At 72.3% G+C, this 23,944-nt stretch carries 18 protein-coding genes; 8 read left to right on the top strand and 10 right to left on the bottom strand.

Annotated features, from left to right (window positions below; genetic code table 11):
- Window positions 1-171: 171 nt before the first annotated feature.
- From ABD817_RS07105 to ABD817_RS07095, 3 genes are read left to right on the top strand one after another with little or no spacing between them, the layout of a single operon-like run.
- Window positions 172-591 carry a TraR/DksA family transcriptional regulator gene (locus ABD817_RS07105; RefSeq protein ID WP_344916232.1) on the top strand — a complete coding sequence of 140 codons (420 nt, stop codon included), beginning with the start codon at window positions 172-174 and terminating at the stop codon, window positions 589-591.
- Entirely contained in the window at window positions 555-1,193 is a 639-nt protein-coding gene (locus ABD817_RS07100) for a signal peptidase II (RefSeq protein ID WP_344916230.1), read from the top strand. Before ABD817_RS07105 ends, ABD817_RS07100 begins: the two co-directional genes overlap by 37 nt.
- Window positions 1,186-2,115 (top strand): RluA family pseudouridine synthase, encoded by a 930-nt coding sequence (locus ABD817_RS07095; RefSeq protein ID WP_344916228.1) that lies wholly within the window; start codon window positions 1,186-1,188, stop codon window positions 2,113-2,115. The genes ABD817_RS07100 and ABD817_RS07095 overlap by 8 nt, the downstream gene beginning before the upstream one ends.
- Here the strand turns inward: ABD817_RS07095 and ABD817_RS07090 are convergent.
- Together ABD817_RS07090 and ABD817_RS07085 are read right to left on the bottom strand one after the other, a co-directional pair.
- A complete protein-coding gene (locus ABD817_RS07090; protein ID WP_344916226.1) occupies window positions 2,112-3,731 on the bottom strand; it encodes a serine/threonine-protein kinase in 1,620 nt (539 codons plus the stop codon). The genes ABD817_RS07095 and ABD817_RS07090 overlap by 4 nt on opposite strands.
- Window positions 3,732-4,077: 346 nt before the next feature.
- Window positions 4,078-4,416, bottom strand: coding sequence for a TcmI family type II polyketide cyclase (locus tag ABD817_RS07085; RefSeq protein WP_344916224.1), 339 nt, complete (start codon window positions 4,414-4,416; stop codon window positions 4,078-4,080).
- A gap of 256 nt (window positions 4,417-4,672) precedes the next feature.
- On the opposite strand from ABD817_RS07085, the gene ABD817_RS07080 reads away from it, so the two are divergent.
- Window positions 4,673-4,924 carry an ATP-binding protein gene (locus tag ABD817_RS07080; RefSeq protein WP_425583302.1) on the top strand — a complete coding sequence of 84 codons (252 nt, stop codon included), beginning with the start codon at window positions 4,673-4,675 and terminating at the stop codon, window positions 4,922-4,924.
- 127 nt (window positions 4,925-5,051) lie between these two features.
- Here ABD817_RS07080 and ABD817_RS07075 read toward each other — a convergent pair whose 3' ends face one another.
- Genes ABD817_RS07075 through ABD817_RS07055 form a run of 5 tightly spaced genes read right to left on the bottom strand, consistent with a single transcriptional unit; the run spans window position 5,052 to window position 11,546 of the window.
- A complete protein-coding gene (locus ABD817_RS07075) occupies window positions 5,052-5,363 on the bottom strand; it encodes an AzlD domain-containing protein (protein ID WP_344916221.1) in 312 nt (103 codons plus the stop codon).
- Window positions 5,360-6,040: an AzlC family ABC transporter permease gene (locus ABD817_RS07070; protein WP_344916219.1), complete on the bottom strand. Its 681-nt coding sequence runs from the start codon at window positions 6,038-6,040 to the stop codon at window positions 5,360-5,362. Before ABD817_RS07070 ends, ABD817_RS07075 begins: the two co-directional genes overlap by 4 nt.
- A gap of 23 nt (window positions 6,041-6,063) precedes the next feature.
- The gene (locus tag ABD817_RS07065; protein WP_344916217.1) at window positions 6,064-6,897 is read right to left on the bottom strand and encodes an AraC family transcriptional regulator; all 834 of its coding nucleotides are present in this window, start codon (window positions 6,895-6,897) and stop codon (window positions 6,064-6,066) included.
- Window positions 6,894-8,939 carry a protein kinase domain-containing protein gene (locus ABD817_RS07060; RefSeq protein WP_344916215.1) on the bottom strand — a complete coding sequence of 682 codons (2,046 nt, stop codon included), beginning with the start codon at window positions 8,937-8,939 and terminating at the stop codon, window positions 6,894-6,896. The genes ABD817_RS07065 and ABD817_RS07060 overlap by 4 nt, the downstream gene beginning before the upstream one ends.
- Before the next feature lie 45 nt (window positions 8,940-8,984).
- Window positions 8,985-11,546 (bottom strand): serine/threonine-protein kinase, encoded by a 2,562-nt coding sequence (locus ABD817_RS07055; RefSeq protein ID WP_344916213.1) that lies wholly within the window; start codon window positions 11,544-11,546, stop codon window positions 8,985-8,987.
- 406 nt (window positions 11,547-11,952) lie between these two features.
- Here ABD817_RS07055 and ABD817_RS07050 point away from each other — a divergent pair, with 406 nt between their 5' ends.
- The 3 genes from ABD817_RS07050 to ABD817_RS07040 all read left to right on the top strand — a co-directional run bounded on the left by ABD817_RS07050 (window position 11,953) and on the right by ABD817_RS07040 (window position 18,023).
- A complete protein-coding gene (locus ABD817_RS07050; RefSeq protein ID WP_344916211.1) occupies window positions 11,953-12,906 on the top strand; it encodes a chorismate mutase in 954 nt (317 codons plus the stop codon).
- Between the two features lie 107 nt (window positions 12,907-13,013).
- Window positions 13,014-16,535 carry a DNA polymerase III subunit alpha gene (gene dnaE / locus ABD817_RS07045; protein ID WP_344916209.1) on the top strand — a complete coding sequence of 1,174 codons (3,522 nt, stop codon included), beginning with the start codon at window positions 13,014-13,016 and terminating at the stop codon, window positions 16,533-16,535.
- A 186-nt stretch (window positions 16,536-16,721) separates the two neighbouring features.
- The gene (locus ABD817_RS07040; protein WP_344916206.1) at window positions 16,722-18,023 is read left to right on the top strand and encodes a serine hydrolase domain-containing protein; all 1,302 of its coding nucleotides are present in this window, start codon (window positions 16,722-16,724) and stop codon (window positions 18,021-18,023) included.
- A gap of 151 nt (window positions 18,024-18,174) precedes the next feature.
- Here ABD817_RS07040 and ABD817_RS07035 read toward each other — a convergent pair whose 3' ends face one another.
- Together ABD817_RS07035 and murA are read right to left on the bottom strand one after the other, a co-directional pair.
- Window positions 18,175-20,514 carry a transglycosylase domain-containing protein gene (locus ABD817_RS07035; protein ID WP_344916204.1) on the bottom strand — a complete coding sequence of 780 codons (2,340 nt, stop codon included), beginning with the start codon at window positions 20,512-20,514 and terminating at the stop codon, window positions 18,175-18,177.
- A gap of 52 nt (window positions 20,515-20,566) precedes the next feature.
- A complete protein-coding gene (gene murA, locus ABD817_RS07030; RefSeq protein WP_344916202.1) occupies window positions 20,567-21,883 on the bottom strand; it encodes a UDP-N-acetylglucosamine 1-carboxyvinyltransferase in 1,317 nt (438 codons plus the stop codon).
- A gap of 107 nt (window positions 21,884-21,990) precedes the next feature.
- Between murA and ABD817_RS07025 the strand changes: the two genes are divergently transcribed.
- Window positions 21,991-22,530: a hypothetical protein gene (locus tag ABD817_RS07025; RefSeq protein ID WP_344916200.1), complete on the top strand. Its 540-nt coding sequence runs from the start codon at window positions 21,991-21,993 to the stop codon at window positions 22,528-22,530.
- A 15-nt stretch (window positions 22,531-22,545) separates the two neighbouring features.
- Here ABD817_RS07025 and ABD817_RS07020 read toward each other — a convergent pair whose 3' ends face one another.
- Entirely contained in the window at window positions 22,546-23,934 is a 1,389-nt protein-coding gene (locus tag ABD817_RS07020; RefSeq protein ID WP_344916198.1) for an amidase, read from the bottom strand.
- Window positions 23,935-23,944: the final 10 nt, after the last annotated feature.

The following is a 23,944-nucleotide window of genomic DNA, read 5'->3' as shown; positions in this document are numbered from 1 at the left end:
CCGGGAAGCTTCCCCGTATTGAGGCCCGCCGGGCGGAATCAGGGGGAAGCGACCGGATGTTACGGGAGTGGTAAACATTGCGGCGGGTCGTTTGCCGTTCTGTTATCGGAGACCTAAGCTGCCCGCACCGTTTACCACATTGGAGACGGTCCATCGAGCAAGGAGGCCGCCATGGCCGCGACCGTGCGCGCAGACAACAGCGCGGTGGCGCCGTCCCAGGACGGCGCCGTCGTCACCTGGTCGGCCGAGGAGCTCAAGGAGGTCCGGGGGCAGCTGGCCACGGAGATCCGCGAGCTCACCGCGGAGATCGCCAAAGCCGAGACGGAGATCGCGTCGAGCGACGTCACCGACGGCGCGGGGGACGATCAGGCCGACGCCGGAGCCCGGACGTATGAACGCGAGCGCGAAATCGCCCTTACCCTGAACTCGCGCGACCTGGTCGCGCAGAACGAGCGAGCGATCGCCCGGATCGACGCGGGGACCTACGGAGTGTGCGAATCGTGCCATCAGCCGATCGGAAAGGAGCGCCTTCAGGCGTTTCCGAGGGCGACGCTGTGCGTGGCCTGCAAGCAGCGGGAGGAGCGCCGCTGACCGCCGGCGACACCGAGGACGGGGCGGTCGCCGCCGCCCCGCTCCCGGGGCGGCGGATCGCCGTCCTCGCGACGATCGTTCCCATCATCTACGCCCTCGACCTGGGTACGAAGACCCTCGTGCTGAGGACCCTGGAGGGCAGGGAACCCCTCGTGGTCATCCCGGACCTCCTCCAGTTCCGGGTAATCTTCAACTCGGGGGCCGCCTTCAGCCTCGGCACCGGGATGACGATCATCTTCACCTGCGTGGCGGCCGCCGTCGTGGTGGCGATCCTGCGCACCGCGCGCAACCTGCGCAGCCTGCCCTGGGCGGTCACGCTGAGCCTGCTGCTCGGCGGGGCGCTCGGCAACCTCACCGACCGGATCTTCCGCTGGCCCTCGGGCTTCGGCCCCGGCAGGCCCTCGCCGTTCCAGGGGCACGTGGTCGACTTCATCGAGACCTTCCCCGGCCACTTCCCGGTCTGGAACGTCGCCGACTCGGCGATCGTCTGCGGGGGCATCCTGGCGGTTCTCCTCGCCTGGCGGGGCTACCAGATCGACGGCACGCGCGACACGGGAGCCACGAAGGACACGAAGGAAGCGAAGGAGAACAACGATGGCTGACCGGCGGAGCCTCCCCGTCCCCGACGGGCTGGAGGGCGAGCGCCTCGACGCCGCCCTGTCACGCCTGTTCGGCCTCTCCCGCACGCGCGCGGCCGAGTTGATCGTCGCCGGTGACGTGCTGGTGGACGGCTCGACCGCGATCAAATCCGACCGCGTCCACGGTGGCGCCTGGCTGGAGGTCGTCCTCCCGCCGCCGCCCACCGCCCCGATGCCGGTGGCCGAGCCGGTGCCCGGCATGCACATCGTGTACGAGGACGACGACATCGTCGTCGTCAACAAGCCCATCGGCGTGGCCGCCCACCCGACCACCGGCTGGACCGGGCCCACCGTGATCGGCGGCCTGCTGGGCACCGGCCACCGGGTGGCCACCAGCGGCGCGGCCGAGCGCCAGGGCATCGTGCACCGCCTGGACGCCAACACCACCGGCGCGATGGTCGTCGCCAAGAGCGAGCACGCCTACTCCCACCTCAAGCGGGCCTTCAAGGAGCGTACGGTCGACAAGCGCTACCACGCGCTGGTCCAGGGCCACCCCGACCCGCACCGCGGCACCGTGGACGCGCCGATCGACCGCCATCCCGTCGGAGACGGCCGCTGGGCGGTCGTGGCCGGGGGCAAGGACTCGATCACCCACTACGACACGATCGAGGCGTTCCGCGCGGCGTCGCTGCTGGACATCAAGCTGGAGACGGGCCGCACCCACCAGATCCGGGTCCACATGTCGGCGCTGCGCCACCCGTGTGTCGGCGACATGCTGTACGGGGCCGACCCCACCCTGGCCGCGCGCCTGGGAGTGAGCCGGCAGTGGCTGCACGCGGTCTCCCTGGCCTTCGAGCACCCCTCCACCGGCGAGTGGGTCTCCTTCAGCACCGCCTACCCCGACGATCTGGCCAACGCCCTGAAGATCGTCGCCGCCGAGTCCTAACGCTGTCCGCCGCCCTGCACCTCGCCGGTCGCCCCGGCTCTCCCTGCCTCGCCCCCGGTGCCCGTCTCCAGCGCGGCCGTCCCGGCGTTGGGGTCGACCTGGTCGGGTGAGTCGCCCTGCTGGCCCTCGCCCGGCGCGTCGTTCTGGCCCGAGCCCTCGTCGGTCCCCTCCTCCGGGCTCTCCTGCTCGTCCTGCCCCGGGTCGGCGGGGTCCTCCTCGGGCTCCGCGGAGGGGTTCTGTGACGGTTTGCCCGAGGGCTTCTCCGACGGTTCGCCCGTCGGCTTGTCCGACGGCCTGTCCCGCGGCGCGGGGTCGCCGTTCCCCGCCCTCTCGGGGGCCGGGCGGCCGGAGGTCTCGCCCCCGTCGTCCCGCGCGGGCACCTTCGCCTGCTCGGGCTCCTTCGAGGGCTTCTTCTCGTCGACGGGCGCCACGCTCGACGAGGTCGGCGGCTCCTGGGGGCCCTGGGGCGAGGAGTTGACGGCGACCCACGCCATCCCTCCCGCGGTCGCGGCGATGGCGATGGCCGCCGCGACCACGGCGGCCATCGCCGGGCGCCGCCTCCTCCGGGGGGCGAAGGCCGGAACCGGCTCGGGTCCGGGGAGTTCTGAGGACATGGGCGACATGGGCGACATGGGCGACATGGGCGACATGGGCGGTGGCATGGCCCCGGCCGGGGTGGTGGGGGCGCCGTCCGGGCCCGGGACCGCCGCCACCACGGGAATCGCCGTGGACGGCCCGGTGGACGGCCCGGCCAGCGGCTCGACGGGCAGCTCGATGGGCATGGTCGGCTGCGGAGCGGTGCCGTTCACCAGCGAGGTCAGGTGGATCTGCACCTCGCGGGCGGACATGCGCTCCGCGGGGTCCTTGCGGAGCAGGCCGAAGATCACCGGGGCGAGCGGTCCGGCGAACCGCATCGGTGACGGCTCCTGGTGCATGACGGCGCTGAGCGTCGCCAGCGGGTGGGCCCGCTCGAAGGGGGAACGTCCCTCGACCGCCACGTGGAGCGTCACGCCGAGCGACCACAGGTCGGAGGCGAACTCGGCCGGTCCGCCGCTCGCCCGCTCCGGCGCGATGAACGCCGGGGTGCCGATGAGCGAGCCGGTCCTGGTGATCGACGAGTCGCCCTCCAGGACGGCGATGCCGAAGTCGGTGAGCACGGCCCGCCCGTCCCTGGAGAGCAGCACGTTGTCCGGCTTCACGTCGCGGTGCAGGACGCCCGCCTGGTGGGCGGCGAGCAGCGCGCCCAGCACCTCCAGGCCGATCCGCGCCACCCGCATCGGCGGCAGCGGCCCGTCCTCCCTGACCACCGCTCCGAGCGTGCGGGAGTCGACGAGCTGCATGACGATCCAGGGACGCCCGTGCTCCTCGATCACGTCGTAGACCGTCGCCACCCCGGGGTGGCCGATCCGCCCGGCGGCGCGGGCCTCCCTGAGGGTCCGTACGGTGAAGACCTCGCGCTCGGGCTCTGTGAGGTCGGGGGAGGGGATGACCTCCTTGACCGCCACCTCGCGGCCCAGGACCTCGTCACGCGCTCGCCAGACCGTTCCCATGCCTCCTCGGCCGATGCGTTCGAGCAGGCGGTAGCGGGCTCCGATGATCCCCTGAGAATCGGTCATGAGGTGGCGAGTACCCCGGATTTACGTCAGCATTCAGAAAAGTTTACGCAGACCAGCGTATACGTCCCTGCTCGCCCCTGAGGGCGTCCACGAGTGCGGTGCCGTGCCCACCCGCCGCGAACCGCGATCGTGCGGGCAGGGCGCGGCAGCGGGACGGTGGTGACCACCCCGGCGAGCGCGCGGTCGGCCTTCGGCGACGGCCTCCTCCCGGGTGGGCGACCAGACGACCGGTTTCGCGATCATCGAGTCGTGGTCCGGCGATGTCGCGTCGCCCCGGGCGAACCCGGAGCCGACCCGCACATCGGCCGACCGGGAACTCCGTCGTCGACGGCCGGTGTGGCAGTCGTCACAGGGTGCGCTCCTCGGGGGTCCAGTGGTAGAACCGCCGCGCCATCGCGTCGGCGGGGCCGCGCCAGGTGTCCGGGTCGTACGGACTGACGTGCGGTTCGAGGTCCCGGCTCAGTCGCAGGAAGTCCTCACGTTCGCGGGCCGCGGCCATCGCCTCGGCGGCGGAGCCCTCGAACTCGACGCGGTGGAGGTAGAGGTCCCGGTAGAGGAACAGGTCGCGGCGCGTCACCCCGAGCGCGCGGGGCAGTTCGCCGGCGTCGGACTCGCCGAAGAGGCGGGAGACCTCGCCGGAACCGCCGGGGGTGAGGCGGGCGACGATCAGGATCTGGTCGGGCACGGGCACTCCTCGCTGGCCGGTCGATCGGTCCGTCCCACCGTAGGAACCGGCCCCGGCCGCTGTCGCCCGCCGCCGGTGTGAACCGGGGGCTCCTCCGGGGAGCGGACCGTCTCCTTCCCCGAGGGGAGCCGCGCTCCTTCTCCCGGCTTCTCCTGGCTTCTCCCCGTGCTTTTCCGGGGGGCCGGACGCGGGACGGCCGCCTCCCGAGGGGGAGACGGCCGACGAGGGGCCGGGCCTCACCGAGGAGCAGGGCGCCCTGGTCTTCGAGCGTTTCCACCGGGCCGGTCACCCCCGCGACGGCGCCCGCCAGGGGGGTGCGGGCCTCGGGCTGTCCATCGTCGCCGCCGTCGCCGCCGCGCACGGCGGCGACGCCACGGTGACCTCCCGTCCCGGCGTCGGCGCCACCTTCCGCGTACGGTTCCCGCGCGGCACGGGCGACCGAGGTGAGGCCCCGGACGCGACGCGGGACGACGACCCCGGCCCGGCCCGGAGCGCGGCGCGGCACTGACACCCCGGCCCGGCCCGCGACGATCCCGGCCCGGGGCGTGGCGGCATCGGTCCGGGAGGTGACGCTTTCGGTCCGGGACGTGACGACCTCGGCTCGGGGCGTGACGCCCCCGGGGCGGAGGGCGGTCTCAGCTCAGGAGGTGGCGCAGCGCGGCGGTGACGACGGCCGCCGCCGCGAGGACCACCAGGAACGGGGCGCGCAGCAGCAGTGCCACGACGGCGGCCCCCAGCCCCGCGGTACGCGGCCAGTCGAGGTGCAGCCCCTGCCCCTCACCGAAGGTCTGCACCGCGATCAACGCCGCCAGCAGGGCCACCGGGACCAGCGTCGCGAAACGCTGCACCCCGGGGTGGTCGAGGACGCGGCGCGGCGCCGACAACCCGGCGAGCTTCAGCGCGTAACAGGCGGCGCAGGTGGCGACGACGGCCCACCAGACGGTCACTTCGGCCTCCTCAGGATCACCGCGAGCACGGCCACGGACGCGAGCAGCACGGGCACGCCCGGCGGGGTGAACGGGGTCGCGGCCAGCGCGACCGCCGCGCCGCCACCCGCGATCAGGCGCAGCGCGCGGGCCTCGGCCCCGCTCCCGGTGAGCCGGGGCCACAGGATGGCGAGGAACGTCGCGGGGCCGACCGCGTCCAGGCCGAACACCGAGGGGTCGGCCACCCAGGAGGTGCCCAGCGCGCCGGCCAGGGTGGTGGCGTTCCAGGTCACGTAGAGGGTGGCGAAGGTGACCAGGAACGCGGTCCTGGCCGACTCCTCGTCCGGCTGGGCCAGGGCGACCGCCGTCGTCTCGTCGATCACCCCCTGGGCCGTCAGCGGCCTGCGCCACCCCCGGATGTCGAGCACCCCGGCCATGCGAAGGCCGTACAGGCTGTTGCGGGCGCCCAGCAGCATCGCGCCGGCCGTGCCCGCGACCAGGTTGCCGCCGCCCGCGACGACGCCGACCAGGGCGAACTGCGAGGCGCCGGTGAAGGCGAACAGGCTCAGCACGCACGCCTGCGCGACGCTGAGCCCCGCGGTGACCGCCGCGGCGCCGAAGGCCACCCCCGACAGCCCGACGGCGATCCCCACACCCAGCCCGTCCCTGATCGCGGAGGAGCCAGTGGTTGTTTCCATGGGGAGTGAGCCTAGGTACGGTCTCAGGTCCCGGTCTTGTACGTTCCTGCGCGCTGGTACGCGGCCGGTGGCACGCCCACCGTCCGCTTGAAGTGCCTGTTCAGGTGGGCCTGGTCGGTGAAGCCCACGTCCCCGGCGACCTGCGCGGGAGGCGTGCCGGCCTGGAGCAGCCGCCGGGCCCGGATGATCCGCAGCGTGTTCAGGTAGGCGTGCGGAGGCAGCCCGGTGGCCGCCTTGAAAGCCCGGATCAGGGCGAAGGGGCCCATGTCCACCGCCCGCGCCAGGTCCTCGATCGTGGGCGGGTCGACGAGCCGCTCGTGCAGGATCTCCCGGGCGCGCCGCACCGCCGGGTCGTTGTCCCAGCGCGGCGCGCCCGTGGGACGGCGGGAGGCGTACCGGCCGAGCAGGGCGGCGAAGGCCGTACGGGTCAGCGTCGAGGAGGCGAGGTCGTCACCCCTCTCCGCGGCGGCGTGCGCGGCCCGCAGCAGCGCGACGGTGGGCGGGTGGTGGACGACGGTCTCGGGGAAACAGGGGGTGCCGCGCCCGGTCATCAGCTCGTCGGCGATGTCGGAGACGAACTCGACCGACGGGTACAGCACCCGGTAGGACCACCCGCCGGGGACGCCCGCGTGGCCGTCGTGGGCCTCCTGGGGGTTGAGCATGGCCAGGTCGCCCGCACTCACGCGGTGGACGGAGCCCCGGTAGGCGAACTCCTCCACCCCGGACAGGATCATCGCGATCGTGTACCCCTCGTGCGCGTGCGGCGGGAAGCGGTGGGTCACGTATCTGGCCTTGAGGAGGTCCACCCCCGGCAGGGCCGGGGTACGCCAGAAACGCGCCCTCTCCAGATCGCTCACGGCCGGAAGGTCCTGGTGAACACGTCGAAGAACGAGCCTGCCCGCGAGGAGTCCGGGCTCTCCCAGTAGATCGCGTACGGTTTGTCGGCGCGGGTGCGGAAGCCCCGGTCCAGGACGCGGGTGCGGACCCCGTCCTTGAGGTAGGTGAACTCCCAGTCGGCGGCCGGCACCCCCTGGTACACCAGCGGGGTGATGCCGACCCGCCGGTAGCCCGGCCAGACGTTGTCGGCCGTCCCGGCCCGCTCCACCTTCTCCCAGTGCCTGACCGGGTCCTTCTCCGGGTCGTCGGTCGACTCGATCCACAGGACGCCGCCCGTGCCGGGGGCGCGGAACTCCACTCTGTCGCGGCCGGAGAACCGCTTGACCTGCCAGTTCGCGGGCACCGCGACGGAGAAGCCCATCGGGTCGCGGTGCAGCCGCCAGCCCCTGGGGACGGTCCTGGACGGACGCGGAGTCGGGGTCGCCTCCGGGGTGGGGGTCGCCTCCGGCGGCGTGGTGGGGGTGGGGTCGGTGATCGGGGCCGTGACGTCGGCCCGGTTGTCACCGGTGTCCGCCGGAGCGCCCTGATCCCGCAGGACCAGCCACGAGCCGATCCCGACCGTCACCACGAGCGCGGGCACCCCGGCCAGGAGCGCCAGCCGCCCCGCCCTCGCCCGCCGCGCGGGCTCGGCCCCCGTGTCCGTGTGTCGCTCCCGCCCCGGCCAGGAGCCGGGAGGCGGGGGCTCGGAGCCGTACGCCTGCTGTCCGGGGTGTCCGACGTGCCCGACCTGCGCGTACGCCTGCTGCCCGGGGTGCGTGTACGGCTCGTGGTGCGCGTACGGGGACTGCCCGGGGTGCGTGTGCGGAAGCTGCTCCGGCCGCGTGTGTCCCATCGGGGGACGGGACTGCTCGGGGTGCGTGTGCCCGGCCGGGTGCGGGGACTGTCCGGGGTGCGTGTGCGCGGCCGGGTGGCGAGGCTGCCCGGGGCCGCCCAGGGGGTCCCCGTACCCCGGCCGCCACGCGTCCCGCGCCGGGTCCTGAAGCAGTGGGTTTTGAGGCGCCGGGTCGTGAAACGCCGGGTCCTGAAGCGGCGTGTCCTGAAACGGCGGGTTCTGAAGTGGCGTGTCGTGAAACGCCGGGTTCTGAGGCGGCGGGTTCTGAAACGGCGGGTCGGTCTGGAACCCGGGGGAGCCGTACGCCCGCTGCCCGGGACGCGCCGTCCGCCCGGAGACCGGACCGGGGGAGCCGGGGGAGCCTGGGGAGGAGGCGCGGCCGAGCAGGGCCTCGGCCTGGTCGGGGACCATCCGGGCGGCGGGATCCCTGGCCATCAGACCGAGGATCGCCATCGACAGGGGACCCGAGTGGGCCATGGGGCTCGGCTCGCCGTGCAGGACCGCCATCATGGTGGCGGCGGCCGTGGCACGCTCGAACGGGGGACGGCCCTCCAGGGCCGCGTACAGCGTCGCCCCGAGCGACCACAGGTCCGACTCGGGGGTGGCGGGCAGCCCGTGCAACCGCTCGGGAGGCAGGAACGCGGGGGTGCCCACCATCGCGCCCGTACGGGTGATGCCGGTCTCCTGCGTCATGGAGGCGATGCCGAAGTCGGTCAGCACCACCCGGCCGTCGTCGGCGAGCAGCACGTTCTCCGGCTTGACGTCGCGGTGCAGCACCCCCGCGGCGTGCGCGGCCCGCAGCGCGCCCAGCACGTGCAGTCCCACCGAGGCGACCCGTTCGGGCGGGAGCGGCCCGCCCGAGCGGACGATCTCACCCAGCGAGCGGGACCGGACCAGCTGCATGACGATCCAGGGCCGTCCGTCCTCCTCGACCACGTCGTGCACGATGACCACGGAAGGGTGGTCGAGGCGCCCCGCGGTCCTGGCCTCGCGGATGGTGCGCCGGTTCAGGTCGGTGCGGGTGGCCTCGTCGACCCCCCGGTGGCGGACCTCCTTGACGGCCACCACCCGGTCGAGGAGCTCGTCGTGGGCGCGCCAGACGATGCCCATGCCGCCCTCGCCGATGTGTTCGAGCAGCCGGTAGCGGCCCGCCACCTTTCTTTCCGCCATCCCCGCCCTCCCAGGCTCACCGACCGCGGGCGGTAGGGCCCCCGCTCACTTCTTCGAAGAGAAGGTCGCGGTGAACCCCTCGAAGAAGTGCATGTTCTTCTTCCAGTCCTTGGCCAGGGTATGCCAGTAAATCGCGTACCCCCGGCCGCCCTTGGTGACGAACCCCCGGTTGATCACGCGAGCCTTGCCCGAGTTGGTGTTCCAGGTGAACTCCCAGTCGGCGGCCTTCACCATGTACTTGACGTTCGCGATCCTGATCCGCTCGTAGCCGGAGAAGTTGCCCCGGACGACACTTTCCTGGTTCTCCCAGTCCTTCTTCGGGTCGGGGCCCGCCTTGTCGACGTACTCGACGAAGACGAAGCTCGTCCGGTCGGGGCCGCGGAACCACACCTGCTTGCCGGGCCGCTTCTCCACGGCCCACCCCTTGGGCAGGCCGATCGAGAAGCCGTTGGAGTCCTTGTGCGTCTTCCACCCGGAGGGGAGGGCGGACTTCTCCTCCGTCTTGGTGGGGCTCGGGCTGGACGAGGGGGATGCCGAGGGAGACTCCGACGGGGACGAAGGGGACGCTGAGGAGGACGGCGACGTCTCCGGGTCCGGCGAGCCCTCCGGGGTCGTCTCGGTGGCGCCGCTCGGGGCGTCCGACGCGCTGGACGCGCCCGCCTCGCCCGGCCTGGCCTGCGGGGTCTCGTCGCCGCTGCGCAGGCCGAGCCAGCCGGCGATCCCGCCGACGATCAGCAGCGCGGGCACGAGCACCAGCAGCCCCCGCCTCACCGGGGAGGTGCCCGGCTCCCGGGGGGCGGGCGTGCCGGTCTCGTGACCCCCGGAGGAAGGGGCCGGGGGCTCCTCCCGCGCGGCGGAGACGGGTTCCCGTTCCCTGGTGGGCTCCGGCCTCGGCGCGGGCTCGCGCCCCACGGGCGGGAAGGGGTTGGGACGCGAGACGGGCTTCTGACGCTGGGATCCCGGCTCCGTGGCCGCCGGGGCGCCCTCGCGGCTCGTCGTGGGCGCGGCGGGCTTCTTCCCGGTGGCGAGGCCGGCGGACGCGGAGGGCACCGTGCCCGGCTTCGTCTCATGGGCCGGTGCGACGTCGGCGGCGGCCTCGGGCTTCGCGCCGGTGGCGGGCTTCGGCTTGGGCGCGAACCTGGGCAGGACCGGGGGCGCCGCGGCCTCGGGCCTCGGGGCGGGCTCGGGCTCGGGCTTCGGGGTGGGCTTCGCGCCGGTGGCGGGTTTCGGTTTCGGGGCGAATCTGGGCAGGATCGGCGGCGCGGCCTCGGCGGCGGAGGACGCCGGGGGAGCGGGCGTGGCCTCGCCGGTGGGACGGCTCGCCGTCGAGCCCGCTCCCGCTTCGGGAGCCGGTGCGCCCGTCCCGGCGTCCGAGGCGGGTGATCCCGCTCCGGCCTCGGGAGCCTGGCCGCCCTTCGCGGCGGACGCGGCCTCCTCCGGGGCCTCCTTCGCCTTCTCCGCCGAACCGGCCGCTATTGAACCGGCTGCTACCGAACCGGCCGCCGAGGGAGCGGCGGGCTTCGGGGACGCGGGCTTCGCGGGCGCGGGCTTCGGCCGTACGGCTTCGGCCGGTGCCTTCGCGGCGGCCTCGCGAGGCTTCTCGCGGGGCTTCTCCTGGGGAGCGGGAGCGGCCTCCTCCTTGGAGCCGGAGGGCACGGAGTCCAGCTTCGCGCCCGTCTCGGGGACGGCGCCGGGCTGGAAGCGGATCCCGGGATCGGTGGCGTCCTCCCCCGGATCCACGGTGGGCATGACGGCGGTCCTGGCGGGCCGGTCCCGGTCGCTCTCGCTCTCGGCCACCGCGCGCAGCAGCCGTACGGCCTCCTTGTAGGGCATGCGCAGCGCCGGATCCTTGCGGAGCAGCCCTTCGAGGACGGGGGCCAGCGGCCCGGCGTGGACCGGGGTCTCGGGCTCGTCGTTCAGGATGGCGTGCATGGTCGGCAGCGCCCCGCCCCGGTCGTGCGGGGGCTTGCCCTCGACGGCGGCGTACAGGGTCGCGCCGAGCGACCACAGGTCGGACTCGCGCTGCGCGCTGCCGCCCTTGATGCGCTCCGGCGGGATGAACGCGGGCGTGCCCGCGATGCCGGTCATGGTCAGCGCGGTCTCGGCCTCGAGCGTGGCGATGCCGAAGTCGGTCAGCACCACCCGGCCGTCGTCGGCGAGCAGCACGTTCTCCGGCTTGACGTCGCGGTGCAGCACTCCCTGGGCGTGGGCGGCACGCAGTGCCTCCAGCAGCTTGAGGCCGATCTCCGCGACCCGCCGCGGAGGCAGCGGCCCGTCCTGGCGCAGCACCTTGCCGAGGGAGCGTGACTCCACCAGCTGCATGACGATCCAGGGACGCCCGTCCTCCTCGATGACGTCGTGGACGACCACCACGTTCGGGTGCGTCAGGCGCCCGGCCGCACGCGCCTCGCGCTTGGTGCGCCGGTTGAAGTCCTCCTGGTTGTCCTCGCCGAGCATGTCGGCGTAGCGGACCTCCTTGATCGCGACCTCACGGTCGAGGAGCTCGTCATGGGCCCGCCACACGATGCCCATGCCACCCCGCCCGATGGCTTCGAGCAGCTGGTAGCGGGAGGCGATACGGCGCCCCTCGGGCTGTGCTTCGGCCATCAACCGGCTTACCTCCTTCTGAACCCCCGAATACTCTCATAGCCCGGTAAAGTGATCGACTCACCTACCGCAGAAAAGTCCGTATCCTGAGATGCACTGTCCAGTACGTGGCGGATGTCAGGAAGGTGACCTAGGATTGCCCTCGTGACCTGTCACTTCGCGTTTATCGAGCCGGCTCCGGAGAGCCGGTCGTGACAGTGTGAACTAGCGACCAGCCGGAGCCGGCACCGGGCGGAGACGCGAGGTCTCTGCCTTTTTCTCTGTCCGAAGCCCCCTGTGAAGTTCTGTTCGAAGTTCGAAGTCCGAAGTCCCTTTCCGAACGGCCGCCGGCTCGCGGGACGCGCGTCGGCCGAACCTGGGGAGACTCATGTCGTCCACCGCACAGTGCACGGTACACACGGAACGCGTGGCGGTGCGACTGGGCGCGCTCACGATAGGGGCCGGGCCGGCCGTGGTGATCGGCGGGCCGGGCGCGGACGTCCACTGGATCAGCCTGCGAGACCGTCGCGGGGGAGTCTCCTCGGCCGAGTCCGTGGCGGCGGCCCGAGCCTGGGGGGCGGGGCCGGTCCTGGTGGAGCCGTCCTCGGAGGAGGACCTGCCGCTGATCGCCGAGAGGGCCGACGGCGTGGTGGTCGGCGCGGCCTGGATGCGCGCCTCCGGGCTGGTGCGCGCCGTCGCCGGGCTCGGCCTGCCGGTGCTCCTCCACCGTCACCCCTCCGCGACCCTGGAGGAGTGGCTGGCGATCGCCGGTCGCTGCGCGGCGGAGGGCAACGACGGGGTCGTGCTCTGCGAGAGCGGCGGCCGTGCCCCCCTCGGCGCCGCCGCTCCCGACCTGGCGCTGATGCGCGCCGCGCGCGGGAGATCGGGTCACCCCGTCCTGGCCGGGCTGGGCGCCGACCCCGCGCTGGCCTCCGCCGCGGTCGCCGCCGGTGCCGACGGCCTGCTGCTGGACCCCTCCGCCGGCGAGCGGGACGCGCTGGCCGCCCGCGAGGCCGTGCGGATCGTCGGCGCCCTCACCCGCAGGGAGAGCCCCGACTCGGTCGTCGCCGCCCGCGAGGCCATCGACCGCGTCGACGCCGCCCTCGCCGTCCTCCTGGAACGCCGCGCCGAACTGGCCGGGACCATCCAGCGCCTCAAGCCCGTCGGGGGCTTCGCCGGTCGCGACGCCGACCGCGAGCGCCGCCTGGTCGCCGAGATGGCGCGCCGCGCCCCCGTCCTGGGCGAGGCCAGGCTCGCCCCCATCATGAACGCCGTCATCGAGGCGGGTCTCCACCTCGCCGAGGAACACCGGTCCGCGCCCCGGTCCCGAGGCGCGGATCGGGGTACGGAGACACTCGGGACCGAGGCGTCCCGGGAGTGAGGGGGCGCCAGAACGGGAGGTGACCCGAAGCGCATGAGTCACTTTCGAAACTCAGATTTGGATACGCTTTCCTCGCCGACGGTGCGACTAGGGGAGGACGGGGCCGCATGTCAGACTCGTTTGTGCATCTGCACGTTCACACGGAATACTCCATGCTGGATGGGGCCGCCCGTTTGAAGCAGATGTTCAAACAGGTCGGTGACCTGGGCATGCCCGCCATCGCGATCACCGACCACGGCAACATGCACGGCGCCTACGACTTCTACAAGCAGGCGACCGGGGCCGGGATCAAGCCGATCATCGGCATCGAGGCCTATGTCGCCCCGGCCTCCCGGCACCAGAAGAAGCCGGTGCTGTGGGGCGAGCCGCACCAGAAGCGCGACGACGTCTCGGCGGGTGGCTACTACACCCACATGACCATCTGGGCGAAGAACGCCACCGGCCTGGGCAACCTGATGAAGCTCTCCTCGCGCGCCTACACCGAGGGCTTCGTCCGCAAGTGGGCCCGGATGGACGCCGAGATCCTCGCCGAGCACTCCGAGGGCCTGATGGCCACCACCGGCTGCCCGTCGGGCGAGGTGCAGACCCGACTGCGCCTGGGCCAGTACGACGAGGCGGTCGCGGCGGCGGCCAGGTTCCAGGACCTGTTCGGCAAGGACAACTACTACCTGGAGATCATGGACCACGGGCTCGACATCGAGCGCCGGGTCCGCGACGGCCTGACCCGCATCTCCAAGGAGCTGAACATCCCGCCGCTGGTCACCAACGACTCCCACTACACCTACGAGTCGGACGCGACCTCCCACGACGCGCTCCTGTGCATCCAGACCGGCAAGCAGCTGTCCGACCCCGACCGCTTCCGCTTCGACGGCAGCGGTTACTACATCAAGAACGCCGACGAGATGCGCGCCGTCGACTCCTCGGACCTGTGGGCCGAGGGCTGCCGCAACACCCTGCTGGTCGCCGAGAAGGTCGACCCGAGCGGCATGTTCGGCTTCAAGAACCTGATGCCCACCTACCCCCTGCCCGACGGGGAGACCGAGGAGAGCTGGTTCCGCAAGGAGATCTGGTCGGGCATGGGGCGGCGCTTCCCCGAGGGCGTCGACGAGGAGCACCGCACGCAGATCGAGTTCGAGATGAACGTCATCCTGCAGATGGGGTTCCCCTCCTACTTCCTCGTGGTCGCCGACTTCATCATGTGGGCCAAGAACAACGGCATCCGGGTCGGCCCCGGGCGAGGCTCGGCCGCGGGCTCGCTGGCCGCGTACGCGCTGGGCATCACCGACCTCGACCCGCTGCCGCACGGGCTCATCTTCGAGCGGTTCCTCAACCCCGACCGCGTCTCCATGCCCGACGTCGACATCGACTTCGACGAGCGCAGGCGCGGTGACGTGATCCGCTACGTGACGGAGAAGTACGGCGCCGACAAGGTCGCCATGATCGCCACCTTCGGCACCATCAAGGCGAAGGCTGCCATCAAGGACGCGGCCCGCGTCCTCGGGCACCCGTACGCGCTGGGCGACAAGGTCTCCAAGGCGTTCCCGCCCGCGGTGATGGGCAAGGACATCCCGCTGTCGGGCATCTTCGACTCCGACCACCCGCGCTACAACGAGGCCGGTGAGCTGCGCAGGCTGTACGAGGAGGACGTCGACGTCAAGTCGGCGATGGACCTGGGCAGGGGCCTGGAGGGCCTGATCCGGCAGACCGGCGTGCACGCCGCCGGGGTGATCATGTCGTCGGAGGTGCTGACCGACTACATCCCGATCATGCGCCGCGACTCCGACGGTGTGATCATCACGCAGTTCGACTACCCGACCTGCGAGACGCTCGGCCTGCTGAAGATGGACTTCCTGGGCCTGCGCAACCTCACGATCATCGACGACTGCCTGAAGATGATCGAGGCCAACACCGGCGAGGCCATCGACCTGCTCAAGCTGCCGCTGGACGACCGCAAGACGTACGAGCTGCTCGGCCGGGGCGACACCCTGGGCGTGTTCCAGCTGGACGGCGGCGGCATGCGGTCGCTGCTGCGGTTGATGAAGCCCGACAACTTCGAGGACATCTCCGCCGTCGGCGCGCTGTACCGGCCGGGCCCGATGGGCGCCAACTCCCACACCAACTACGCGCTGCGCAAGAACGGCCAGCAGGAGATCGTCCCGATCCACCCGGAGTTCGAGGAGTCGCTGCAGGAGATCCTCGGCACGACGTACGGCCTGATCGTCTACCAGGAGCAGGTCATGGCCATCGCGCAGAAGGTCGCCGGGTTCTCGCTCGGCAAGGCCGACCTGCTGCGCCGCGCGATGGGCAAGAAGAAGAAGGCAGAGCTGGACAAGCAGTTCGAGTCGTTCGAGCAGGGCATGAAGGACAACGGCTACTCGGCCGCCGCGATCAAGACGCTCTGGGACATCCTGCTGCCCTTCTCCGACTACGCCTTCAACAAGGCGCACAGCGCCGCCTACGGCCTGGTCTCCTACTGGACCGCCTACCTCAAGGCCAACTACCCGGCCGAGTACATGGCCGGGCTGCTCACCTCGGTCAAGGACGACAAGGACAAGTCGGCCCTCTACCTCAACGAGTGCCGCCGGATGGGCATCAAGGTGCTGCCGCCGGACGTCAACGACTCCGACTTCGACTTCACCCCGCGCGGCACCGACGTCCGGTTCGGCCTGTCGGCGATCCGCAACGTCGGCGGCAACGTGGTCGACGGGATCATCGCCGCGCGCAAGGAGAAGAGCCGCTTCGCCGACTTCAAGGACTTCCTGCGCAAGGTCCCCATGGTGGTCTGTAACAAGCGGGTCATCGAGTCGCTGGTCAAGGCCGGTGCCTTCGACTCCTTCGGGCACGTGCGCAAGGGCCTGGTGATGGTCCACGAGCAGGCCGTCGACAGCATCATCGGGATCAAGAAGAACGAGGCGCAGGGACAGGACTCCCTGTTCGGCGCCATCGAGGGCGCCGAGGACCAGACCTTCGACGTGCAGATCCCGCTGGGCGAGTGGGACAAGAACACCCTGCTGCAGTTCGAGCGGGAGATGCTCGGCCTGTACGTCTCCGACCACCCGCTCTTCGGTGTGGAGCACATCCTCGCCTCCGGCGCCGACTGCTCGATCGCCTCGCTGCAGGAGGAGCACCGCCCCGACGGCCAGGTCGTCACCGTCGGCGGCATCCTGAGCGGCCTGCAGCGGAAGGTCACCAAGAAGGGCGACACCTGGGTCCTGACCCAGCTGGAGGACCTGGAGGGCGCGATCGAAGTGATGATCTTCCCTTCGGCGTACCAGCTCTGCGCGACGGTGCTCGCCGAGGACGCCATCGTGTTCGTCAAGGGCCGCCTGGACAAGCGCGAGGACGTCGGGAAGATCATCGCGATGGAGGTGACGGCCCCCGACCTGACCCGCGAGGCCGGTGGGCCGCTGGCCGTCAGCCTCGCCCTGGCCCGCTGCACCCCGCCGGTGGTCGGCCGCCTCAAGGAGGTGCTGACCGCGCACCCCGGCACCACCGAGGTGCACCTGCAGGTCCACAACGGCCCGAAGACCACCATCGTGCGCCTCGACGACCGCCTGCGCGTGTCGCCCTCCCCGGCCCTGATGGGCGACCTGAAGCAGCTCCTCGGCCCCGCCTGCCTCGGCGCCTGAGACGTCGGAGCCCGAGACGGGGCCGGGCATCCCGGCGCGCCCGGTGTGACATTTTGCATCGGGGCGCGCTGCCGGTCTTCGTCCCGGCGGACGAGGAACAGATCGTCCCGGGAGAGGAGGGGGAGCCGCGCCGGAATTGCGACGATCGTCATGTCGTATATTCCGAGTTTGAGGAGATGACAGCCGATGACTCTCGCGCGACTTCCCCACCGTGGACGGGCGATCGCCGGCCTCGGGTTGAGCGCGATACTCGTGACGTGGGCCGTCGCGCCTCCCGCGTCCGCCGAGCCGGTCCCCGGCCCCTCGGCGTCGGCCGGCCGGGAGGCCGGGCTCGACAGGGAGGCGCTCCGGCGGAGCCTCGACGCGGTCCACGAGGCGGGCATGTACGGCACCTACTCTGCCGTACGGGACGAGCGCGAGGAGTGGCTCGGGGCGGCGGGGGTCGCCGACGTGCGGACCCGGCGGCCCGTCCACTCCCGGATGGTCCACCGGGTGGGCAGCATCACCAAGACCTTCACGGCCGTGGCGATCCTCCAGCAGGTCGAGCGGGGCCGCGTCGAGCTGGACGCTCCCGTCGCCCGCTATCTCCCCGGTCTCCTGCCGGGCGACCTCGGCCGCAGGACCACGGTCCGGATGCTGCTCAACCACACCAGCGGCATCGGCGACTACGTCGCGGGCGCCTTCCCCTCCTTCGTCCAGGCTTCCCCGCAGAGCCTCGACGAGCACAGGTTCCGCAGGATCCGCCCGCAGGAGCTGGTGAGATTCGGGCTGGAGGCGCCGCGCACTGGCGAGCCGGGGCAGCTGTGGTCGTACTCCAACACCAACTACGTGATCGCCGGACTGCTCCTGGAGAAGGTGACCGGCACCGGCGCCGAGGAGTACATCACCCGCCACGTGATCCGCCGGGCCGGGCTGCGCGACACGTCCTTCCCGCGCACGCCGGTCATCCCGGGGCCGCACTCCAAGGCGTACGAGGCGCTGTACGGCTACATCGACCCGCCGCGCGACTACAGCGTCTACGACATGTCGTGGGCGGGCACGGCGGGCGCGGTCGTCGCGACCATGGAGGACCTCAACCGGTTCTACCGTGAGCTGCTGGGCGGCAGGCTCCTTGCCCCCGCGCAGCTCGCCCAGATGCGGACGACGGTGCCGGTCACCGACGCCGAGGGCAACGTCGTGATGAACTACGGCCTCGGCATCTACGCCCAGGACCTGCCCTGCGGCCGGTTCTGGGGCCACGACGGCGCCGTGTTCGGCATGGGTACGGTCTCCCTGTCCGGTGAGGACGGCCGCCGCCAGCTCTCCCTGGGGATCAACCTGATGAAGTACCAGCGGCTCGACGCGAGCGGTTACCCGCAGCCGCACGCGATCGACTACGCGATGTCGGGCCACTTCATGCAGGCGCTGTGCGGTCCGGTCGCGGCGACGGCGAAGGGCTCCCGGCCTCCGGTGCTCCTCCCGACCCAGCAGGTGCTGGTCAAGCGCTGAGCCGCTGCTCGACCGTCCGGGCGGCTCACCCGCTCGCCGGTCGCCGGCCGCCCGTCCCCGGGGTGCCCGGGTGGGCGGTCGGCGGTCGGCGGTGGCGAGGGTGGCGAAGAGCTTCCGGCGTCCGGGGCCCACCCGCCGGATCGGGCACCGGTCAGCGGTAGCGGTAACGGGGGTGGTCGCGCCACCGCGGGGGGCCGAACTGAGGGGCGCGGTACGGGGGGACGCGGTAGCGGCGGTACGTGCCGTTCTCGCGGTACCGCCGCTCCTGCCGATACCCGCGCCCCTCCCAACGCCTGTACTCCTCGCGGAAGCGGCGTCCGCGCTCTCCCCGGGCGCCGCGACGGCCCTCGGCGTCCTCGCCCTCCTCCTCGCGCTCCCTGGCCAGGGCCTCCTCCAGGCCGGGGGTGAACCCGCCGCCGAAACGGCCCATGTCGGGGTGGTGGAAGCGGGTCTCGCGCGTACCGGCGAGGGCCGCCGACATCGACGAGACCCAGATCGGTCCCGGCAGGGAGGCGCCCTGGACCGCGCCGAAGTACTCGCCGCCGATCTCGACGTCGGTCAGCGGGTGGCGGTAGGAGCCCCGGATGTCGCCCACGCTGACCGCGGCGGCCAGGTCGGGGGTGTAGCCGGCGAACCAGGCCGACGTGTAGCCGTTGTTGGTGCCCGTCTTGCCCGCGGCCGGGCGGTCGATGCTCTGGCCGGTCATGGTCCCCTTGGTGAACACCCCGGCCAGGAGGTGGTTGACCGCGTCGGCCACGTCGCGCTCGATCGCCCGCGCGCAGCTGGGCGGGATCCGGACGCGCCTGCCGTCCCGCTCGACGATCTCGATGATCGCCGTCGGGCGGCAGTAGCGGCCCCGCGCCCCGAACGCGGCGAACGCGGACGCCACGGTCACCGGGTCCATCTCGTTCACGCCGAGGGTGAAGGTCGGCACCTCCCGCAGCGGGGTGCCGTCGGCGCGGGCGATGCCCAGAGCCTTGGCGGTCGTGACGACCGGGCACAGGCCCACCCGCTGCTCCAGCATCATGTAGAAGATGTTCACCGACTTCCAGGTGCCGGTGGACAGGCTCTGCGGGCCGCCCTTGCCCTCGCCGCTCGCGTTGAAGATCTCCGCGCCGGGGTCGTTGACCTTGCGGCCCCTGCAGTCGACGAAACCGCTGTCGGGGACGAAGCCGCCGGGCGTCATGAAACCCTGGTCGAACCGCCAGCCCTGGGCGAGCGCGGTCGCCAGGGTGAACACCTTGAACGTCGATCCCGCCTGGAAGCCCTGGCCGCCGCCGTGCGCCATGTCGGCGGGCAGGTTGTAGGTGGTGCTGGGACCGTTCTTGGCGTTGCCGGTGTTGCTGCCGTACCGCTTGCTCGCCGCCATGGCCCGGATCCGCCCGGTGCCCGGCTGGATCATCGCCTCGGCCGCGACCTCGGTGTCCTTCCTGCCGACCCGCGCGGCGATGGCGCGCTCCGCGGCCCGCTGCGCCTTCGGCGCCAGCGTGGTGCGCAGCACGATGCCGCCCTTGGCCAGGCGGCGCTCCCGCTCCGCGCGGGTGTGGCCGAAGGCCGTGTTGGTCAGCAGTTCCCGGTGCACGTAGAGACAGAAGTAGGGGTAGACGCTCCCGTCGCAGCCGCCCGGGGCGGGCTTGAGGCGGATGGCGAGCGGGCGCCTCTTGGCGGCCTCGGCCCGCGCCGCGGTGACGTACGACAGCTGGGCCATCCGGTCCAGGACGATGTCCCTGCGCTCGCGCAGCCGCTCGCGGCGCGCGGTGTCCAGCGACGGGTCGGTGGCGTACGGCGCGCGGACCGCGCCGGCCAGCGCCGCGGCCTGGGGCAGGGTGAGCCGGGAGGCCGGGACCGAGAAGAACCGCTGGGCGGCGGCCTCCACCCCGAAGGCGCCCGCGCCGAAGTAGGCGATGTTGAGATAGCGCTCCAGGATCTGGGCCTTGCTGTACTTCCGTTCCATCGCGAGCGCGTACCGCAGCTCGGTGATCTTGCGTTGGACGCTGGGCGCGCGGGCCTGGGCGCGCTCGGTGTCGCTCTCGGAGTTCTCGACCAGGATGTTCTTCACGAGCTGCTGGGTGAGCGAGGACCCGCCCTGCCGCACCCCGCCCGCCTTGGTGTTGGTGATCAGGGCGCGCAGGGTGCCCTTGATGTCCAGGCCGGCGTGCTCGTAGAAGCGCGAGTCCTCGATCGCCACGATCGCGTCACGCATGACGGGGGCGACCTGGGCGAGCGTCACGACCGTCCGGTTCTCCGTGTAGAACTGGGCGAACCGCTTGCCGTTCTTGTCCAGCAGCACGGTGCGCTGGGAGAGCGGGTTCTCCCGGGGGCTCGGGGGCAGGTCGGTGAGGGTCCTCGTGACGTTGTTGACGGTGAGCCCGGCCGTGCCGACCAGCGGCAGCGCGGCCATCGCGGCCAGCAGCCCGCCGAACACCCCGCAGGCCACCAGCCGGCCCAGGCACGCGCCGGGACCACGTCTCACCTCTGGGCGCGATGTCACGCATAGTAACGTGCGACCGGATGATCACCTACAAACACCCGATTGCCAATTCTTACCCGCCCTGCACCTTTTCTCGACTGATCTTCAGCCCGAGCGAGGCGAACTGCTCGAACGGCCGGTGGTAACCCCGCTCGATGTGGTGCACCCCGCGCAGGGTGGAGGTGCCCTCGGCGGCGGCGGCGGCCAGCACGGCCGAGAACCCGGCCCGGATGTCGGGCAGCGTCACGTCGGCGCCGCTCAGCCGGGACACACCGCGCACGACCGCCGAGTGCTTGGCGTTGGTGTCGTGGTATCGGCAGGCGGGGCCGCCGAGGCAGACGTCGAAGACCTCGATCTCGCAGCCCATCTTCTGCAGCGCGGGCACGTAGACCAGGCGGTTCTCGAACACCGTCTCGTGCAGCACCGACATGCCCTGGGCCTGCGTGAACAGCACCATCAGGGGCGTCTGCCAGTCGGTCATGAACCCCGGGTGCGTGTCGGTCTGCACCGCCGCGGCCCGCAGCCCGTGCGGCGCGGACGCCGACAGGTAGTCGTCGGTGATGTCGACCTCGGCGCCCATCCTGGCCAGGGTGGTGATCGCGGTCACCAGCCGGTCCTGCGGGCAGCCGTGCACCCGCACCTGCCCGCCGGTGATCAGACCGGCCGCCAGGTAGGAGAACGCCTCGATGCGGTCGCCGTTGAGCCAGGTGGAGGCGCCGTGCAGCCGCTCCACGCCCTCGATCACGATGCGCCGGTCGGGGCTCAGCTCGATGCGCGCCCCCATGCGCTGCAGGAACAGGGCGAGCTCCACCACCTCGGGCTCCATCGCCGCGCCCTTCAGCACGGTCTTGCCCTCGGCGAGCACCGCGGACATCAGGATCGTCTCGGTGGCCCCGACGCTGGGGTAGGGCAGCTCGATCCGGGTGCCGCGCAGCCGCTTGGCCTTGGCGTACACCCCGGTGTCGCTCACCTCGACCTCGGCGCCCATCGCGCGCAGCGCCTCGACGTGGAAGTCGACGGGACGGCGGCCGATCGGGTCGCCGCCGACCAGCGGCACGAACGCCTCGCCCGCCAGGTGCAGCAGCGGGCCCAGCATCAGGATCGGGATCCTGTTGAGGCCGGTGAACGCCGCGGGGACGTGCGGGTTGATCTGCTCGCCCGGGGCGACGGAGATCTCCCCGGCGCTGATCTCCACCTCGATGCCGAGCGCCCTCAGCATCTGCGCGGTGATCCCCACCTCGCCCACGTCCGGGGCGTTCTGGATCGTGCTCTCACCGGTGCCCAGCATCGCGGCGACCATGTGCTTGGAGACGCCGTTCTTGGAGCCGCGGACCTCGACGTCACCGCGCAGCGGCCCGGAGGGTTCGATCAGCCATACCTCTTCGTTCACACCGCCAGAGTAACGGGATTCGATCGAAGCCCCGGATGGCGCCGGGCCGAACGGTATGTAACATCGGGCACATCTGCACAGAGGGTGAGGGAACCATGGTGCGCGGCGTGCGTGATTTTGTGATCACCGTGCTGGTGCTCGCGCTGATCGGGGTCGTCGCCGGGATCCTGTGGTCGCTGGCCGCGCCGCGCCCCCCGTACGTCGTGACGGGCCAGGGGCCGCTGCTGGCCGATCCCTCCACCCAGGCGCTGATCGCCGCCGACGGCTGGTTCGCCGTGATCACCGGTGCGCTCGGGCTCGCCTGCGGGGCCGTCGGCTACAGCGTGTCGCGCGGGGGCCGCCCGCTGCCGGTGGTGGTGGGCCTGTCCGCGGGCGGCCTGCTCGGTGCGTACCTGGCGCTGGTGGTGGGGGAGGCGGTCAATCTCGGCGCGGTGAGCGTCAGCGCCTCGGGGACGTCGGCGTCGCTGGTCGCGGGGCCGCTGGCGCTCACCGCCCGGGGGGTGCTGTTCGTGTGGCCGACGCTGGCCGCCGGTCTCTTCTTCGCCCTGGAGGGCGTCGCGGGCTACCGCGACTCCCCACTGCGCCGCCCCTTCGGCGGGAACGACCCCTACGGGCCGCTGTCGTCGTACGACATCAGCGACCGGTAGGGGGCCCGGCCGGGGTCAGAGGGGCGGCCGGTGCGAGCCGTGGCCGGTGGCGCGCTCGAACGCGTGGGCCAGCCGCAGCACCGCCAGGTCGGCGAAGGGGCGCCCGACGATCTGCACGCCCACCGGTAGCCCGCCGGAGGTGAACCCGCACGGCACCGACGCCGCCGGGGCGTGCAGCACGCTGACCCAGTAGGCCGAGCGCATCCAGGCCAGGTAGTCGGGCAGCGCCTCCCCGTTGATCTCCGAGACGTACGGGGCGTCCACCGGGAACGGCGGCACCTGGCTGACCGGCGCGACCAGGAAGTCGTAGGTGTCGAAGAAGGAGCTCATCCGCCGGTAGAGGCCGCTGCGCAGCCGCTCCGCGCGGGCCAGGTCGGCGCCGGTCACCTCGCGGCCCCGCTCGACGTTCCAGCGCACGTTCGCCCCCGTGCTCTCCGGCGGCAGGTCGCCGAAGGAGAGCGCGTAGTACCACGCGCGGTAGATCCGGAAGGCGTCCTCGGCGGCGGACAGGTCCAGGTCCACCCGCTCCACCCGCGCGCCCAGTTCCGCGAGCGCGGCCGGGGCGTCCGCGGTGACCTTCGCCGTCTCCGCGTCGACCGGCAGCCCGCCCAGGTCGGGGCTCCAGGCGACCCGTACCCCGGTCAGGTCGAGGTCCAGGGGCCCGGCGAAGACGGAGCCACTCTCGGTGATCGACAGGGGGGAGGCGGCGTCGAACCCCGCCACCGCGCTCATCAGCAGCGCCAGGTCCTGCGCGGTACGGGCCATCGGTCCCGGGACGCCGAGGGTGAACCAGGCCGCGACGGGCGACGGCGAGGGGATCCGTCCCGGGGTGGGCCGCAGCCCCGCCACGTTGCAGAAGGAGGCCGGATTGCGCAGCGAGCCGCCCATGTCGGAGCCGTCGGCCAGCGCCACCATGCCGGTCGCGAGCGCCGCCGCGGCCCCGCCACTGCTGCCCCCGGCCGACCTCGACAGGTCGTAGGGGTTGCGGGTGGCGCCGAAGACCTCGTTCACGGTGTGCGAGCCGGTGCCGAACTCCGGGGTGTTGGTCTTGCCGACCGTGATCGCCCCGGCCTCGCGCATCCGCCGTACGATCGGCGCGTCGGCGACGGGGACGTGGTCGGCGAAGAGCGGCGAGCCGTACGTGGTGCGGATCCCCGCGGTGTCGGCCAGGTCCTTGTGCGCGACCGGCAGCCCGTGCAGCGGCCCCCGCCACCGGCCGCGGGCCAGGTCGCGGTCGGCCTCCTCGGCCTCCCGCCTGGCGCGCTCGGCCACCAGCGTGACGATCGCGTTGACCTTGGGGTTGACCTCCTCGATCCGGCGCAGGTGCGCGTCGAGCAGCTCGACCGCGCCGACCTGCCTGGTGCGCAGCAGCTCGATCATCTCGGTAGCGGTCAGGTAGTGCATCTTGCCCCCC

The sequence above is a fragment of the Streptosporangium oxazolinicum genome, assembly GCF_039537505.1.
GTDB classification, from domain to species: Bacteria; Actinomycetota; Actinomycetes; order Streptosporangiales; family Streptosporangiaceae; genus Streptosporangium; species Streptosporangium oxazolinicum.
This window is presented reverse-complemented; position numbering and strand designations above follow the sequence as displayed.